The sequence below is a fragment of the Streptomyces sp. NPDC055966 genome, from assembly GCF_042269865.1.
GTDB lineage: Bacteria > Actinomycetota > Actinomycetes > Streptomycetales > Streptomycetaceae > Streptomyces.
In genome coordinates this window covers 309440-324902 of the sequence record NZ_JBHJYK010000006.1, presented here as the reverse complement: position 1 = coordinate 324902, position 15463 = coordinate 309440, and the positions used below count along the sequence as shown (strand labels likewise).

At 75.0% G+C, this 15463-nt stretch carries 12 protein-coding genes; 9 read left to right on the top strand and 3 right to left on the bottom strand.

Features of this window, described 5'->3' with window-relative positions; translation table 11 throughout:
- Positions 1-35: 35 nt before the first annotated feature.
- From ACFC8N_RS15830 to ACFC8N_RS15820, 3 genes are all read left to right on the top strand, one after another.
- Complete coding sequence (locus tag ACFC8N_RS15830; RefSeq protein ID WP_362820204.1) at positions 36-713, top strand: uracil-DNA glycosylase; 678 nt, start codon at positions 36-38, stop codon at positions 711-713.
- Positions 710-1684 carry an N-acetylglucosamine kinase gene (locus ACFC8N_RS15825; RefSeq protein ID WP_376288443.1) on the top strand — a complete coding sequence of 325 codons (975 nt, stop codon included), beginning with the start codon at positions 710-712 and terminating at the stop codon, positions 1682-1684. The genes ACFC8N_RS15830 and ACFC8N_RS15825 overlap by 4 nt, the downstream gene beginning before the upstream one ends.
- Positions 1685-1874: 190 nt before the next feature.
- The gene (locus ACFC8N_RS15820; RefSeq protein ID WP_376288442.1) at positions 1875-2801 is read left to right on the top strand and encodes a sirohydrochlorin chelatase; all 927 of its coding nucleotides are present in this window, start codon (positions 1875-1877) and stop codon (positions 2799-2801) included.
- 72 nt (positions 2802-2873) lie between these two features.
- Here ACFC8N_RS15820 and ACFC8N_RS15815 read toward each other — a convergent pair whose 3' ends face one another.
- On the bottom strand, positions 2874-3911 hold the full coding sequence (locus tag ACFC8N_RS15815) for a lactonase family protein (protein ID WP_376288441.1): 1038 nt from the start codon (positions 3909-3911) through the stop codon (positions 2874-2876).
- A 114-nt stretch (positions 3912-4025) separates the two neighbouring features.
- Positions 4026-5543, bottom strand: coding sequence for an FUSC family protein (locus ACFC8N_RS15810; protein WP_376288440.1), 1518 nt, complete (start codon positions 5541-5543; stop codon positions 4026-4028).
- 230 nt (positions 5544-5773) lie between these two features.
- Here ACFC8N_RS15810 and ACFC8N_RS15805 point away from each other — a divergent pair, with 230 nt between their 5' ends.
- Both ACFC8N_RS15805 and ACFC8N_RS15800 read left to right on the top strand, forming a co-directional pair.
- Positions 5774-6250 carry an Lrp/AsnC family transcriptional regulator gene (locus tag ACFC8N_RS15805; protein ID WP_356023421.1) on the top strand — a complete coding sequence of 159 codons (477 nt, stop codon included), beginning with the start codon at positions 5774-5776 and terminating at the stop codon, positions 6248-6250.
- Positions 6251-6379: 129 nt separating this feature from the next.
- Positions 6380-7849 carry an MFS transporter gene (locus ACFC8N_RS15800; protein ID WP_376288439.1) on the top strand — a complete coding sequence of 490 codons (1470 nt, stop codon included), beginning with the start codon at positions 6380-6382 and terminating at the stop codon, positions 7847-7849.
- Positions 7850-7930: 81 nt separating this feature from the next.
- Here ACFC8N_RS15800 and ACFC8N_RS15795 read toward each other — a convergent pair whose 3' ends face one another.
- Positions 7931-8692, bottom strand: coding sequence for a LysR family substrate-binding domain-containing protein (locus ACFC8N_RS15795; RefSeq protein WP_376288438.1), 762 nt, complete (start codon positions 8690-8692; stop codon positions 7931-7933).
- Positions 8693-8796: 104 nt separating this feature from the next.
- On the opposite strand from ACFC8N_RS15795, the gene ACFC8N_RS15790 reads away from it, so the two are divergent.
- From ACFC8N_RS15790 to ACFC8N_RS15775, 4 genes are all read left to right on the top strand, one after another.
- A complete protein-coding gene (locus tag ACFC8N_RS15790) occupies positions 8797-9192 on the top strand; it encodes a DUF5997 family protein (protein ID WP_376288437.1) in 396 nt (131 codons plus the stop codon).
- 30 nt (positions 9193-9222) lie between these two features.
- On the top strand, positions 9223-9381 hold the full coding sequence (locus ACFC8N_RS15785) for a hypothetical protein (protein ID WP_356023413.1): 159 nt from the start codon (positions 9223-9225) through the stop codon (positions 9379-9381).
- Between the two features lie 97 nt (positions 9382-9478).
- On the top strand, positions 9479-10333 hold the full coding sequence (locus tag ACFC8N_RS15780) for a DUF4132 domain-containing protein (RefSeq protein WP_376288436.1): 855 nt from the start codon (positions 9479-9481) through the stop codon (positions 10331-10333).
- Positions 10330-15432, top strand: a complete 5103-nt coding sequence (locus tag ACFC8N_RS15775) for a hypothetical protein (protein ID WP_376288435.1) — start codon at positions 10330-10332, stop codon at positions 15430-15432. Before ACFC8N_RS15780 ends, ACFC8N_RS15775 begins: the two co-directional genes overlap by 4 nt.
- The last annotated feature ends 31 nt before the right edge of the window (positions 15433-15463 follow it).

Below are 15463 nucleotides of genomic sequence, written 5' to 3'. Positions count from 1 at the left end.
ATCACGGGCCCTTGTACGGCAGTAGGGTGACGCCCGTGGCACCACGACCCTTGCATGAAATCGTCGAACCGGGCTGGGCGAAGGCCCTGGAACCCGTCGCCGGGCGGATCGCGCAGATGGGCGACTTCCTGCGCGCGGAGATCGCCGCGGGACGCACCTATCTCCCGGCCGGATCCAACGTCCTGCGTGCGTTCCAGCAACCCTTCGACGACGTACGGGTCCTGATCGTCGGTCAGGACCCGTATCCGACCCCCGGGCACGCGGTGGGCCTGTCGTTCTCGGTCGCCCCCGAGGTACACCCGCTGCCGCCGAGCCTGATCAACATCTTCCGCGAGCTGAACACCGACCTGGGCCTGGCCCAGCCGTCCAACGGCGACCTGACCCCGTGGACCCAGCAGGGCGTCCTGCTGCTCAACAGGGCGCTGACCACGGCTCCGCGCAGCCCGGGCGCCCACCGCGGCAAGGGCTGGGAGGAGGTCACCGAGCAGGCGATACGGGCGCTGGCGGCGCGCGGAAAGCCGCTGGTGTCGGTGCTGTGGGGCCGGGACGCGCGCAATCTGCGCCCGCTGCTGGGCAGCCTGCCGGCGGTCGAGTCCGCGCATCCCTCGCCGATGTCGGCCGACCGCGGGTTCTTCGGTTCGCGCCCCTTCAGCCGGGTCAACGACCTGCTGGTCCAGCAGGGCGGAGAGCCGGTGGACTGGCGTCTGCCGTGACCGTCCCCGGATATCTGGCGGTCGACTCCGGGGGCTCCGGTGTCCGGGTCGCCGTCGGCGTGCCGGGCCGGGCGCCGGCCGCCCGGCGGGAGTCACGGGAACCCGTCCGCACGGGTGCGCGGGGCATCGATCCGGCCCATCTGCTGGCGCAGCTCCTCCCCCTGGCCCGCGCGGCGGCCGTGGAGGCCGGCGTGGACGGGCTGGACACGGCCGTCGTCGGCGCCACCGGATTCGCCACGCTGGGTGACGCCCTGCGCGCCGAGCTGCCGGGCGCCCTGGCCCGGGAGCTGGGGGTGCGGCGGGTGGCGCTCGCCGCCGACGCCGTCACCGCCTATGTCGGCGCCCTCGGGCCGCGGCCGGGCGCCGTGCTCGCCGCGGGCACCGGGCTGATCGCGGTCGGCACCGATCTCGCCCGGTGGCGGCGGGCCGACGGCTGGGGACATCTCCTCGGCGACTGCGGCGGCGGTGCCTGGATCGGCCGGGCCGGCCTGGAGGCGGCGCTGCGCGCCCACGACGGCCGCGACGGCGGCTCCGTACCCCTGCTGGCCTGCGCCGAGGAACAGTTCGGGCCGGTGGGCGAACTGCCGGGCAGGCTCTACCCGCGCACCGACCGGCCCGCCGTGCTGGCCTCGTTCGCGCCCGCGGTGGCCGCGTGCGCCGCGCACGACCCGGTGGCCGCGGACGTCCTGCGCGCGGCGGCGCGGCACATGGCCGACTCCGCCGCGGCGGTGTGCCCGGCGGACGGGGTGCCCGAACTGGCGCTCACCGGCGGCCTGTTCGGCATGGGCGAGCCGCTCATCGGACCGCTGCGCGAGGAGCTGGCGAGCAGGCTGCCGCACGCCCGGCAGGTGCCGGCCGAGGGCGATCCCCTGCACGGCTCGGTACGCATCGCGGCCGACCTCGCGGCGGGGCGGCTCACTCTGCCGAGTGAACCGGCGATGCTCTCCGTGGTCCCCGTACGAGGGGGTTGAGCGAACGGGCGGAGCAAGCGGGTCGAGATCACCGTAAAAGCGGATTGTTCGCCCTGTCGGCCCATGTTCCCGGCACGTGCCCGGAACACGTGTCCTTGGTGCGTAAATCATCAGACAAAACAGGACGGATACCGCTCACCTGCACCCTCCCCGAACGGAGGAACCCCCGAAGCCAGTAACATGCGGCGCCATGAGCTCCCCCACTGGACCCGCGTCCGGCCTGCCAGTACGAATGCCGCGACCTCGTCAGCCCGGACGGCACCGCCGACCGGAACCGCTGGCGGCTCCCGAGGGCGCGCCCGCGCTCGTCCTCGCGGTACCCGGCGCGCCCAGCACCACCACCCGTGGCCTCGCCGAGGAGGTCGTGAGCATCGCCCGCTCCGAGCTGCCCGGCCTGAACGCCCGGATCGGGTACCTGGACGGGGACGACGCCGAGTTCCCCACGCTCCGCTCCGTGCTGGCGCACGCCGCCGAGGAGCGCACGGCCCGCTACGAGCAGGCCGTCGCCGCCGGTGTCGAGGGGATCAAGGAGCCCGACGGCCCGGTCGCCGTCGTCGTGCCGCTGCTGGCCGGTCCGGACAGCGCCCTGCTGCGCCAGATCCGCCAGTCCGTGATGGACAGCCGGGTCGCCGCCGATCTGACCGACGTCCTCGGCCCGCACCCGCTGCTCGCCGAGGGCCTGCACGTGCGGCTGTCCGAGGCGGGCCTGGCCCGCGCCGACCGCGCCCGGCTGTTCACCGTGGCCACCGCCGCCGACGGCATCATCCTGGCGTCCGTGGGCGGCGACGAGGCGGTGCAGGCGGCCGGGATCACCGGCATGCTGCTCGCCGCGCGCCTGGCCGTGCCGGTGATGGCGGCGGCCCTGGACCAGGAGGGTTCGATCTCCTCCGTCGCCGAGCAGCTGCGCTCGTCCGGCTCGCAGCAGCTGGCCCTGGCGCCGTACCTGATCGGCCCGGAGATCGACGCGGGGCTGCTCGCGGCGGCCGCCGAGGAGGCGGGCTGTGCCACGGCCGAGTCGCTCGGCGCGTACCCGGCGATCGGCAAGCTCGCCCTCGCCAAGTACACGACCGCGCTGGGCATCGCCCCGCAGCAGCCGCAGGGCACGCCGGTCCGCTGATCCCACGCCGGCACCCACCCGGCATCCGTACGGCCGAGGGCCCGCTCCACACCCGGAGCGGGCCCTTCGCACTCAGCCGAAGACGACGCAGGAGGCCGCGGGCACCGGCACCGAGCCGTCGTAGCGGGGCAGCCCCGTCGCCTCGTCCACGGCGAACCAGGTGACGTCGCCGGAGCGCTCGTTGGCCACGTAGAGGAAGCCGGCACGCTGGGCGAGCGCGCGCGGCCAGTTCCCGCCGCAGGTCACCGCGCCGACGAGGCGGAGCGCGTCGCCCTCGACGGCGAGGACCGACAGGACGTCCTCGCCGCGCGTGGCGGTCCACACGAAGCGGCCGTCGGGCGAGACCACGATGCCGGACGGATAGGCGTCGCCCGCCGGGGCGCCGGGCAGCACCGGGACCTCGGTCAGAGGCTTCAGGGAGCCGCGGGCGGCGTCCCAGCGGCAGACGGTCACCGTCGGGGTGAGTTCGTTGACGACGTAGGCGTGCCGGCCTTCCGGATGGAAGGCCAGATGACGGGGGCCGGCGCCGGGGCGCAGGGCGATCTCGCGGTGCACGACGGGGACGCCGGCCGCGAGGGCGCACACCCGTACCGAGTCCGTGCCGAGGTCGATGCTGACGGCCCAGCGGCCGCTCGGGTCGGGCTGGACCTGGTGCGCGTGGGGGCCGCGCTGGCGCCGGTCGTGCGGGCCGGAGCCGGTGTGCTGGAGCAGCCCGGAAGCCTTGGCGGCGAGGGTGCCGTCCGGGCGCAGCGGTACGGCGGTGACGCTGCCGGAGCCGTAGTTGGCGGTCAGCACGTGGCCGTCGTACAGGCCGAGGTGGGTGGGGCCGCTGCCGTCCACCGGCACGGGCGGTCCGGCGAGTTCCGGCCGCTCGCCGCCGACCCGGAAGGCGGCGACGGCGCCCTCGGCCGTCTCGCTGACCGCGTAGAGCGTGTCGCCGTCGGGTGAGAGGGCCAGATACGACGGGTCGCGGACGTCGTCGGCGGTGGCCCCGAGCGTGAGGGCGCCGCCGTCCGGCGCGACGGTCGCGGTGACCAGTCCGGGGCCGCCCGCCGCCGTGAACGAGCCGATGAACGCCCGGTGCCCGCCGGAGCTGCCGTCCTGTGCCACCGCTGTCCCCTCTCGGTCGTCCCGGTGGAGCCGGTCCGGGGCCGACGGTAGCAGTCGATCACGCGGGGTCTAGACCAAGAGACACAAGGCGCGTCCCCGGAATGCGGCGTCGGCTCAGGCGCCCACGAGCCGCGAGCCTGACGGCGACCGCAGGGGCTCGGCAAGATCGGCGAGGGCACGCTCCAGGCCGTGCAGATGGGCCAGGGCAGGCGGGTGGGCCGGGATGGACTCGGCGGAGGGTGCGGTGCGGCCGCGGTGCGGCTCCGGGCGGCCAGCCGTGAGCGCCTCGACGGCGGCCTCCACCCGCCAGTAGGCCGCTGCCAGCCGGGCGTCGTGCGAGGCCTCGGGGTCGGCCGCGACCGCCACCAGGCCGCGCACCTCGCGGACGCAGTCGTCGAGGAGCGCGAGGACGCGGCGGGCGCGCTCCTTGCGGGCCGGCATCGGGTTCAGCGGGTGCACCAGCGGGGCGACCGCGAGCCGGACCCGGCCGAGCAGCTGCTCCAGCTCGGCCACGCGCGGCGCCGGGTCGGCCGTCGCGGAGCCCGCGAGCCGGTCGGCGGCCTCGGCGGTGCAGGCGTGGACGCAGCGCAGGGCGCGCTGGATCCAGCCGTCGGTGACGGCGTGGGTGGTGACCGGCAGGACGAACAGCACGGCGAGCGCGGCGCCGAGCGCGCCGACACCGGTCTCGACCAGGCGCAGGCCGAGCAGACCGGGGCTGAGGACGCCGAGGAGGCCGTAGAGGGACTCGGCGAGCACGGTCACCCAGAGCATCATCCAGGTGTAGGAGACGGCGGCCGAGTAGAAGATGCCGAAGACGGCGATCGCGACGAGGACGGCGGTCGGGACGGGCGCGCCGTGTACGGGGACGGCGACGAGGAAGCCCAGGCCGATGCCGATCAGCGTGCCGAGGACGCGGCGGAAGCCGCGCACCAGCGTCTCGCCGCGCGAGGCGGTGTTGACGAAGACCCACCAGGTGGCACCGACGGCCCAGTACCAGCGCTGTTCCGACACCAGCTGGCCCACGACCAGTGCGAAGCCGGCGCCCGCGGTCGCCTGGACCGCCTGTCGCGTGGTCACCCGGGCGAGGCCGGTCCCGGCCGGCGCGGACGAGGCCGAGGGTGCGGCGGCCGGGGGCAGCCGGCGCTCGTAGCACCACAGCCCGAAGCGCACCACGGCCGCGCTCAGCACGGACAGCAGGACGGCGGCGTACAGCTCGGGCAGCTTCTCCGGGGCGGCGTGCACGAACTGGGCCACGAAGAAGGTCATGAAGGCGAACACGCCGAGGCTGTGCCCGCGCGGCCCCCAACGGCGCGCGTACACCCCGGCGCCGACGACGGCCAGGAAGGCGAGGTCGCGCGCGACGGGGAACGCGTGCAGCTCGGCCGCGGCGGCGAGCACCGGCACGCCCACGACGGGCAGCTGCGCGGTGGTGACCGCCTGCTCCCGCACGGTCGCGTCGGCCACGGTGAACAGCGCGAGCAGCGCGGCGAGGCCGCCGGTGACCGCGCCGACGAGGGAGTGTCCGGCGGCGAAGCAGACGACGACCGCCAGCCCGATGCCGAGGACGGCCCGCGCGGCGAAGCGCAACCGCGCCCGGCCCGGGTCCGGCGCCACGAACATCCTCTTCAGCACTGCTGCCCTCCCCATGGAACTCCGGCACAGAAAAGGCGCCGCGGGGATCCGCAGCGCCATCGACGTCTCCATGAGAGCATCACTCGGCTCACTGGCTCAAGTGATCGCCGAATCGCTGGTCCATTGGCACAGCACGGGCAGTGCCGCGGCGCTCATGGAAAAGCCAACGGACCAGGTCGGAGGGTCTGCGTCCCGGCGACACGCCTGAGCCATTGGTACAGTCGCCGGTCATGGCCGTGGACGAACTCGACACCCGCATCCTGCGACTGCTTCTGGAGCAGCCGCGCACCAGCGTGCGCGAGTACGCCCGCGTTCTCGGCGTCGCCCGCGGCACGCTCCAGGCCCGGCTGGACCGCATGGAACGCGACGGCGTGATCACCGGCACGGGCCCGTCCCTCTCCCCCGCCGCGCTGGGCCATCCGGTGCTGGCGTTCGTGCACATCGAGGTCACCCAGGGCCATCTGGACGACGTGGGGGACGCGCTGGCCGCCGTACCGGAGATCGTGGAGGCCTTCTCCATCACCGGCGGCGGGGATCTGCTCGCGCGCGTGGTGGGCCGGGACAACGCCCATCTGGAGGACGTCATCCAGAAGCTGATCAGCCTCCCGGGCGTGGTGCGCACCCGCACCGAGGTGGCGCTGCGCGAGCGCGTCCCGTACCGGCTGCTGCCCCTGGTGGAGTCGGTCGGCCGGGCGTCCCGCACCTGAGGCGGGGCCCGCGGATCGGCGTGGCCCATGGGAGCCGGGCACGGGCCGGTACGACATGACGTGCGTCGGGCACGACCGCTCGCGGATCCCCGTCGTGCGCACGCGGCCGTGACTGCATAGCGTGATCGCATGACCACAGACCAGGCCGGACCGGTGCCGGTCGTCGGTGACCGGCGGTGGAAGGCGCTCGCCGTCTGTCTGACCGCGGCCTTCATGACGCTGTTGGACACCTCGATCGTGAACGTGGCCCTGCCCTCGGTGGAACGCGGGCTGCACGCCGACGAGGCCGACCTGTCCTGGGTGATGTCCGGCTACGCGCTCGCCTACGGCCTCTGCCTCGTCCCGGCGGGCCGGCTCGGGGACATGCGCGGGCGGCGGCAGACCTTCCTGACCGGGCTCGCCCTGTTCACGCTGGCGTCGGCGGCCTGCGGGCTGTCGTCCGGTGCCTCCTGGCTGGTGCTGTTCCGGCTGCTCCAGGGGGCGTCGGCGGCGCTGATCGCGCCGCAGACCTCGGCGCTGATCCAGCAGATGTTCCAGGGCCCGGAGCGGGCGCGCGCGTTCGGCATGATGGGCAGCACCATCGGGATCTCCACCGCGGTCGGCCCGCTCGCGGGCGGCCTGCTGATCCAGGCGTCCGGCGGCCCCGAGGGCTGGCGCTGGGTCTTCTACGTCAACCTGCCCATCGGCGTGGCCGTCTTCTGCGCGGCCCTGCGACTGCTGCCCCGCTCCCCCGGTTCGGCGGGCAGGCGCGAGAGTTTCGACCTGCCGGGCGTCCTGCTGCTCGGTGCGGGCGTGCTCGCCCTCATGCTGCCCCTCGTGCAGAACCAGCAGTGGCACGGGCGGTCGAAGTGGGCACTGCTCCCGGCCGGAGCCGGCCTGCTGGCCGCGTTCTGGGCGTGGGAGCGGCAGCAGGGGCGGCGCGGCCGGGCGCCGCTGATCGACCTCGGGCTGTTCCGGCTGCGCTCCTTCACGCTCGGCGCGCTGCTGAGCCTCGTGTACTTCGGCGGCTTCACGACCCTGTTCTTCGTCTACACGCTGTTCCTCCAGAACAGCATGGGGTACGGCGCTCTCGCGGCGGGGCTGTCGTCCATGCCGTTCGCGCTGGGCGCCGCGGTGGGCTCCGCGCTCGGGGGCCGGCTGGTGCTGCGGTTCGGGCGCCGGACGGTCATCGGCGGCCTGACCACGGTGGCGCTGGGGATGGTCGGCGTCGTCACGGCCGTGCAGTTCGTGCCGGGGCGGGCGGTGGCCTGGGGGGCCGCGCTGCCGCTGCTCGTCGCCGGACTCGGCTCGGGCCTGACCATCTCGCCGAACACCACCCTGACCCTCTCCCGCGTCCCGGTGGGGCGGGGCGGGGCCGCGGGCGGGGTCCTCCAGACCGCCCAGCGCATCGGCTCGGCCGCCGGCATCGCGGTCGTGGGCTCGGTCTACTTCGCCCATCTGGCCCACCGCGGCAGCCCCGCGGCCGCGCTCCAGCTGGGCCTGGTCACGTCCATCGGCATCATTCTGCTGGCCCTCGTCCTGGCCTACGCCGACCAGCGCGAGCGGCGCTCTCACCCGGAGGAGGAGAAAAGACCGGAGGCCGCCAGGCAGGGGGCGTAGCCGGAGTCGTGCCGGGGTGCGGGACGGGGCGGCCCGTGGGACGAGGCGGCGCGCATGGCGCCGCTCCCGCCACCGCCGGCCTCACGACCTGCGCCGCGGCTTCCCCCGCTTCGGCGTCGGCTTGCCCCCCGCCGTGCGGGCCCGGGGCGTGCGGCCCGGGGACTTCGCCTGGGGCTTCTGGCGGGTGCCCGCGCCCTCGGAGCGCCTGGGCTTCTGTTCGGCCGACGGTTGGGTGCGGCCGCGGGTGCTGTTGACCGTGCGGCCGCGGACGATGCCGATGAAGTCCTCCACCAGGTCGGTGGTGGCCTCCTCCGGCCAGGACAGGGCGACGCCGGACTGTGGGGCGTCGGTGACGGGGCGGTAGGTGAGGTCCTTGCGGTGGTAGAGGCGGGCCAGTGACTGCGGGACGACCAGGAGCCCGACGTTCGCGGCGACCAGCTCGATCGCGTCCGGTGTCGTCGCGGGCCGCTCGAAGGCGGGCTCGCCGGGCGGACCGTCCCAGTCGAAGACGTCGTCCAGGGGGTGGAAGACCACCTCGTCGGCGAGGTCCGCGAGGGTCACCTCGTCCGCGGCCGTGATCACGTGGTCCTTGGGGACGACGACCACCGTGGTCTCGGTGTAGAGGGGGATCGCGCTGAAGTACGTACGGTCGACGGGGAGCCGGACGAGGCCCGCGTCGGCCTCGGCGGCGCGCAGCACTGCGGGTGCCTCGGCGGCCGATACCTGAACGAGGGTGAGCGGGGTGTCCGGCCGGCGTTCGTTCCAGGTCTTCACCCATTTGGCGGGCGTCACTCCGGGGACGTACGCGAGCCGGAACGACGGTGATTCCTCCGAGCCTGTCACCAGGCCAGGTTACCGGCCGTCGGCTGCGGGGCCGTCACCGGCGGCCCGCCCCGCCGCGCACGGCGTGGTCGGCGGCCGGGCACACGGCCGATACCCTTGACCTCATGAGTTCGCAGCAGAGCACCCAGACGATGAAGCCCGCGACCGCGGCGAAGAAGCTGGGTGTGTACCTCCCCGCCACCCCCGCCTCGTTCCAGGAGGGCGTCGTCACGCGCGCCGAGCTGAACGAGCTCCAGGCGAACCCGCCGGAGTGGCTGAGCGAGCTGCGCCGCACCGGCCCCCACCCGCGTCCGGTGGTCGCCGCGAAGCTCGGCGTCTCCATCGCCGGTCTCGCGCGCGGCGGGGTGACCGAGGCGCTGACCACCGAGCAGATCGAGGCGCTCAAGCAGGAACGGCCCGAGTGGCTGGAGAAGGAGCGCACCACACAGGCCGAGGTCCGCAAGGAAGCCGCGCGGATCAAGCAGAGGAACGCCGAGCGCGCGGAGCAGGCACGCCCCTGACGCACCGAGCGTCCCCGCAACGCCTGGAGCTTGCCCGACGCCCCCATCGCCGAGTCGTACGGCGGTGGGGGCGTCGTCGTGCTGCCGGCGCGCCGTCGACGTGCTCACCGTCGCGGCGGTGACGCCCGGGACAGCCCCGCGCGGCTCCGGCTCAGGCTGCACCACGTACTGCGGCTGCCCCGCTGGTGAGAGGCCCCGTGCCGGTCCTCCCCAGGGCCCGCGGGCGTTGTCAGTGGTGTGCCCTACAGTTCCCGTCACTTGATCAGTACGGGTGCGGGAGGCACGTATGGGGTGGGTGTCGGCCGGCGACTACGAAGTCGCCCTCGACGGTGGGAAGGTGGTGTGCCGCAACGCCTCGGGGCGGCTGCTGAAGTCGGTGCCCCCGAAGATCGCGGACGATCCGGGGGTCGTGGGTCTGAAGCAGCTGACGGAGTGGCTGGAGCGGCACGAGCGGCAGTGCCTGGCCGATACCGAGCGGTGGATGGTGCGTTCGCTGCCGGTCCCGCTCGACGTCCTCACGCGCGTGTGGCCGGACCCCGCCTGGCAGGCCGCGCTGCGCGACCTCGTCGTCACCGGAGCCGACGGACAGGTCGCCGGCTTCCTGCGGGACGCCGACCCCGAGCGCGGCCTCGGCCTGGTCGACCTCGACGGCGACACCGTCCGCATCTCCCCCGCCCTCGTCCGCGTCCCGCACCCCGTCCTGCTCGACGACCTGGAGGAGCTGCGGGAGTTCGCCGTCGAACTGGGTGTGGAGCAGCGCGCGCAGCAGCTCTTCCGCGAGGTCTGGCACCGCCCGGCCGCGCTCGACGCGGAGGCGACCCAGGTCGAGGAATACGCCGGGGGTTCGTTCAAGGAGCTGCGCTTCCTGCACGGCAGGGCCGCCCAGCTCGGCTACCGGGTGCGCGGCGGGTACGCGGTGTGCCCGGTCCTGGAGGACGGCCGCAGCGCCGAGGCCCGCGTCTGGATCGGCGACTACGACGGCTGGTCGGAGACCGAGACCGGCCCGCTGGCCTGGTCGGACTCCACCGGGAGGGTCCTGAGGCTCGGTCAGGTCGGGCCGGTGGCCTGGTCGGAGGGCATGCGCATGGCGGCCGCGCTCTACGCGGGGCGGGACATCGAGGACGAGGAGCGGGCGGCATGACGTACGACGGGGACAAGCGGAACGACGGGCACGACGGGGCCGCCGTGTCGGCGCTGCTGGATGCCGGTGCCGTCCTGCCGCCGGGCAGCACCGCGCGCGAGGACGCCGACGCTCTCACGGTCCGCACCTACACGCACGCCGCCCTGGACGGCCGCCCGGTGGTCCGGCTGGTGCCGGGCACGCTCGGCGAGGCCGAAGACCTGGCACTGGAGTTCCTGGGCCTGGCCCGCGAGCCGGAGACTCCCGAGGTCGGGCAGGTGCGCCGGGAGACGCTGGGCTTCCCGGCCTGGGCGCTGGTCCACGACCCGGCCAACGGCCATCACGCGCTCGCCCTGGTGAAGGACGTCGAGCGGCTCGCGCGGCAGGCCAAGTCCAAGCCGGGAGGCGCCAAGGACGGCTTCGAGGCACTCGGCGCCCGGCTGGGCCGGGCCGTGCCGCACTTCCTGCCGACGTTCTACGAACAGGCCGCGCGGGTCTTCCTGGAGCATGAGAACACCACCTACGCGGCCGCGTTCTTCGGCAAGGCCCGGGAGGCCGAGCGGGTGCACGCGCTCGCGGTGGACGAGGAGCGCCAGCGGGCCGTCTTCCTGGAGTTCGCGTTCGCCGGGGCGCTGACCGTGAAGGCGCTCAAGGAGCATGTGCGGGACCTGACCGCCCGGCTCGACCCGGCGGCTGCCTGGACGCAGTTCCGGCAGCTCACGGTGGAGCGCTGTGCGGCCGGGATGCCGCCGTACGCCTCGCTGCCGCAGGACGCGCGCGGGCTGATCAGGGCGGCGGGCCTGGACCGGGTCACCGAGGAGTGCGCGCTGGTCGCCGACCTGATCGCCTCTCCCGCCGCCGTACGCGCGCCGAAGTCCTTCTGGACCGCCTACCGCCCGGTGCTGCCCGTCCTCGCCGAGCGTCGCCCGGAGGTCCGGCTGCGGCTCCTGGAGATCATGCCGGCCGGTCTCGGCCGGGACGTCGAGGACGACGCGTTCTGGCTGACGCTGCTGGCGGAGACCGGGACCGAGCGGCTGCTGACCGATGGGCCGGCGGCCCGGGAGCACGGCGCCGATCCGGCGGACTGGCTGAGCCGCTGGGCGGCCTTCCGCAAGCACGGCGGATCGTACGCGCGGCGCTGCCCGGCCACGCTGGCACTGGTCGAGCGCATGGCTCCGCTGCTGCGGGAAGCGGGCCGCCCGGTGGACCTGTGCACCGGACGCTGGCACGCGGGCGCCGACCTCGATCTGCTGGACCTGTGCGCGGCCGAGCGGATCCCGCTGACGCTGCCGGGCGCCGACGTACCGGTGTATCTGCCGGTGCCCGAATGGCTGTTGGACACCCGGGAGGGCCGGCGTGACCTGGCGGCGGTCGCGGCGGACCCGCGGCTGCGGCGCCTGCTGCACCGGACCATGGGCCGGGTCGGCGGCCATCAGCGATCCGGCGAGCTGCTGAAGTCCGTCGCGGGTCATCCGGTGCTCTCCGACGTGCTGCGGGAATGGCTGGAGGAGGCCGCCGACGACGTCACGCGCGCGGTGGGCCTGCCGGGCGCCCGCGCGGCGCTCGACCGGCTGCGTCCGTTCCGGGTGATCGCCGCCGAGGTCGCCCCCGACGCGGTGGCCCGGGTCGCCGGGCACCAGGTCGCGCCGCTGCTCGGCCGGACCCTGCGCGCCGGCGTCCTGGACGAACTGGGCTGGCCCGCCCTCGACGAGGCGCTGACGCTGCTCGACGACGAGATCGGCGAGGTCGGCAAGGCCGGTCAGGGCGGCCAGGGTGGCCAGGGTGGCCAGGTCGGCAAGAAGAAGCGGAACGACGGCGACGACGAACTGGCCGTCCACGAGGCCTGGCCCGCGCTGATCCTGAGCCGCGGCCGCAAGGCGGTCGTCGTCGGACCGGAGCGCGTACTGCTCGCACACGACCTGCGCGTGCCGCACGAACTGGACCGCCGGCAGCGCCCCCGATTCCGGTTCGTGGACGGGGAACTGCTCGTGATGTGGCGGAGCGAGAACAAGCAGCACGGCTACTGGTCGGCCCGGCCCGCCGAGGTGTTCGAGCTGGGCGGCGAGCAGTTGCCGACCTGGTGGTCCGGCCAGGAGACGGCGATCGCGTCGGTCCCGCTGGCCGGCGGGGGCCGTGCCACCGGAGGCCGCACGCTGCACGCCGGGGACACGGACCTGCCCCCGTGCCGAGCCGTCATCGGCGACGGCACCACCCTGTGGCGCCAGGGCCGGCAGGGCCGCCGGACGGTCTGGCTGGAGTACGACCCGGCCACCGGCACGCACGGCCGCGCCTCCCTGCCCGCGCTGCTGCGCTCGGGCATCCGCGAGGACGCCGAGCTGCTGCCCGAGCTGTGCGAGGTCCTGCCGCTGCAACCCGGCCTGGAACACAGCCCGTTCGGCACCGACGGCACAGTGCTCGGACGCTGGGTGCGCACCGAGGGCGCCGGTGCCGAGGAGCGCCGGACGGCCGGGACGCCGGACGGGCGGACCGTGTCGCTCGCGATGGACGACGCAGGCGCGGCGGGCGTTCCCCTCGGCGCGCTGCGGCTGCCCTGCGACGCCGAGCCCGTGGTGGCTCAGCTGACCCGCCACCACGCGCGCCCGGGCGGACAACTCGGGCTCTACGCACGCGAGGACACGTCCTGCGACGGGCTGCTGGGCCGCGTGACGCCGAACGCCGGCGGCGGTGAGTACGCCGCCGGGACCCGCTTCGTACCTCCGCTGCCCTTCTGGCACGCGCTGCGCCCGCGTGACGAACAGGGCTCGGCCGCACTGCGCGCACTGGACGACGAGCGGGTCGCCGAGGCGCTCGGGAGGACCACCGAGACGCTGACGCTGCGTCAGAAAGCGCTGGCGAAGGCCGGGAACGACGAGGCCGCCAGGGCCGCCGTGCCGACCGCCGACCTCATCGTGCTGAAGGCCGTGGAGCACTTCTTCCCGGAGATCACCGACGAGCGGCTGCGCATCGGTGTCGCCGGGCTCGTCAAGTCGGCGTTGCACATCACCGACTCGGCCCTCTCCTTCGCGAGCCCCCCGAAGGAGCCGCCAGGGCAGCCGCGCAGCCGGACCGAGGGCATGTTCGCCGACTACAGCCCCGCGCACGGCGACGACCGCACGCTGTCCGACGCCCTGTCCGGTGTCGTCGGCCTGCACGGCTGGTGGCCCGGGGAGCGGTACACCGTGCTGCGGCAGATCCGCGCGGTCAACCACGTGCTGTCCGGCAGGCCCGCCGACGGCCGGCAACTGCCCGGCCCGGAGCGGCTCGACGCCCTCACCGACGGCTGGACGAGCGAGGAGCACACCGTCCCGGCGATCGGCCTGACGTGGCCGCCCGTCCTGGGCACCCTGCGGGCGATGCTGTACCGGGCCGCCTCGCCCGTCCTCTCCGACGCGCACCGGGAGGCACTGCTGCTGCTCGGCGAGGCCCTCGGCGAGGGTCCGCTCGCGTCGGCCGACGGCACACTGCGGCAGGTCGTACTGGGCGAACCGCTGGAGGAGAAGCAGCAACAGCGCGACGGGCAGGTACTGCGCCGCGCCGGGCGCACGGCGGTGATCCTCGGTACGCACCGGATCGACCGGCAGCACCACCGGATCCAGTGGCTGGCGCTGGACCACGATCCGGCCGGTGCGTTCGGCGCGGTCGCGCACTTCACGCTGGACGCGGAGACGCGGTACACCCCGACGGTCTCCGCCGAGGACCTCGCCGCCGTCATCGGCCTGGTCCGGGCGAAGGGCGCCGCTCCCTGGCAGCCGGGGGCGCCCGAGGCGCTGATCGCGGCGACCGGCGGCGGGCTGGGGCCGCTCCAGGCCACCGTGCTGCTCGCCGGAGTGCCGCAGGAGGCGCCCGCCGAGAGCCTCGCCGCCGTCGGACTGAAGCCGAAGCAGCGGGAGTTCGGCGCCGCCCGGCTACAAGGCCTCGGCATGGAGCCGCGGTTGGCGCTCATGGGGGCGCTGCTGCCGGCCGACCCGGTCACCCTGTGGACGGCGGGACCGGACCTCGACGCCGCCGGGCGGATGTGGACCGAGCGGTTCGGCTCGCTGGTCCGGCTGCCCGAGGACCTCTGCGCCGAGCTGTCCGGAATGGGGGCCGGCGGCGCCGAGGACGTGCTCAACCCGTCCCGCACGCCGTGGTTGAGCCGTACGACGGTGATGCGGTGGGACAAGGACGGCCGGCTCACCCCGGCTGACCCGCAGGCGCTGCCCGGCGGACACACCCTGGCCGAGGCGGTCGGCGCGCTCGCCGCGCTCGCCTACGTCCTGCCGTACGGCCATCCGCTGCGCGCTCTCCTGCCGGAGGGGCTCGCCGCGGTGCGGCGCCGGATGTCCGACCCGGAGCTGATGCTCGGTCTGGGCGTGGAGTCGACGGAGAAGGGCGGCCCCACCGCGGTGGAGCTGCGCAAGGCCTACGGACTGCCCGCGGCCGGCGGAGCCGACGCCCACGGCACGACCCGGGTCGGCGAGGCGCTCGCCCTGCGCCCCTGGTACCACGACGTCGAGACGGTCCTGGTCCGCCCGGCCGGGCTCACCGGTCCCGACGACGCCGTGTTCGGGCTGCTGGAGGGCCTGGTGGGGCCGCACCGGGGGCACGGCCTGCGCATGTTGCGCACGCTGCTCGGCGAGGAGCTGGGCCGCGCGGTCGCGACCGGTACCGAGGGCCTGACGGGATACGCCCAGGACCCGGCCGTCAGCGTGCCGGAGCTGGTCGCCGAGGTCGCCGGGGCCCACGGACTGAGCCAGGACGCGGCCGCGCTCTACCTCCAGCTGCTCGCCCTGCCCGATCCGACGGACCGCAACTGCGCCCGCTGGACCGGCTGGAGGCCCGCACGGCTGAAGAAGGCCCGCACCGAGCTGGCCGGCACGGACCTGGTCGTCACGGCCAAGCGGCCGCGCGCCGGGCGGACGTTGTTCCTGCCGTGCGGCTGGCGCGACCTGAAGTCGCCCGCGCTGCCGGTGGAGACCTGGAAGGAGGGCCTGTATCCGGTCCCGGCCCGGCAGCGTGCGATACCGCTGCTTCCGGTGCCGGAGCTGTTCCGGCGCGCCTGGGACCGCGTCCGCGCGGGCGACGCCCCGGCGTACGAGGAACTGACCACCCGCGCGACCCGGCGGGGGCGGCGCCGATGACGTCCCGCCGGCCCTGGTCAGGAGGCTCGCC

Bases quoted from the DNA above. Each gene is read 5' to 3' on its own strand.
- ACFC8N_RS15805 (WP_356023421.1), top strand. From the start codon at position 5,774: ATGGCCGTGGACGAACTCGACACCCGCATCCTGCGACTGCTTCTGGAG.
- ACFC8N_RS15790 (WP_376288437.1), top strand. From the start codon at position 8,797: ATGAGTTCGCAGCAGAGCACCCAGACGATGAAGCCCGCGACCGCGGCG.
- ACFC8N_RS15820 (WP_376288442.1), top strand. From the start codon at position 1,875: ATGAGCTCCCCCACTGGACCCGCGTCCGGCCTGCCAGTACGAATGCCG.
- ACFC8N_RS15775 (WP_376288435.1), top strand. From the start codon at position 10,330: ATGACGTACGACGGGGACAAGCGGAACGACGGGCACGACGGGGCCGCC.
- ACFC8N_RS15780 (WP_376288436.1), top strand. From the start codon at position 9,479: ATGGGGTGGGTGTCGGCCGGCGACTACGAAGTCGCCCTCGACGGTGGG.
- ACFC8N_RS15800 (WP_376288439.1), top strand. From the start codon at position 6,380: ATGACCACAGACCAGGCCGGACCGGTGCCGGTCGTCGGTGACCGGCGG.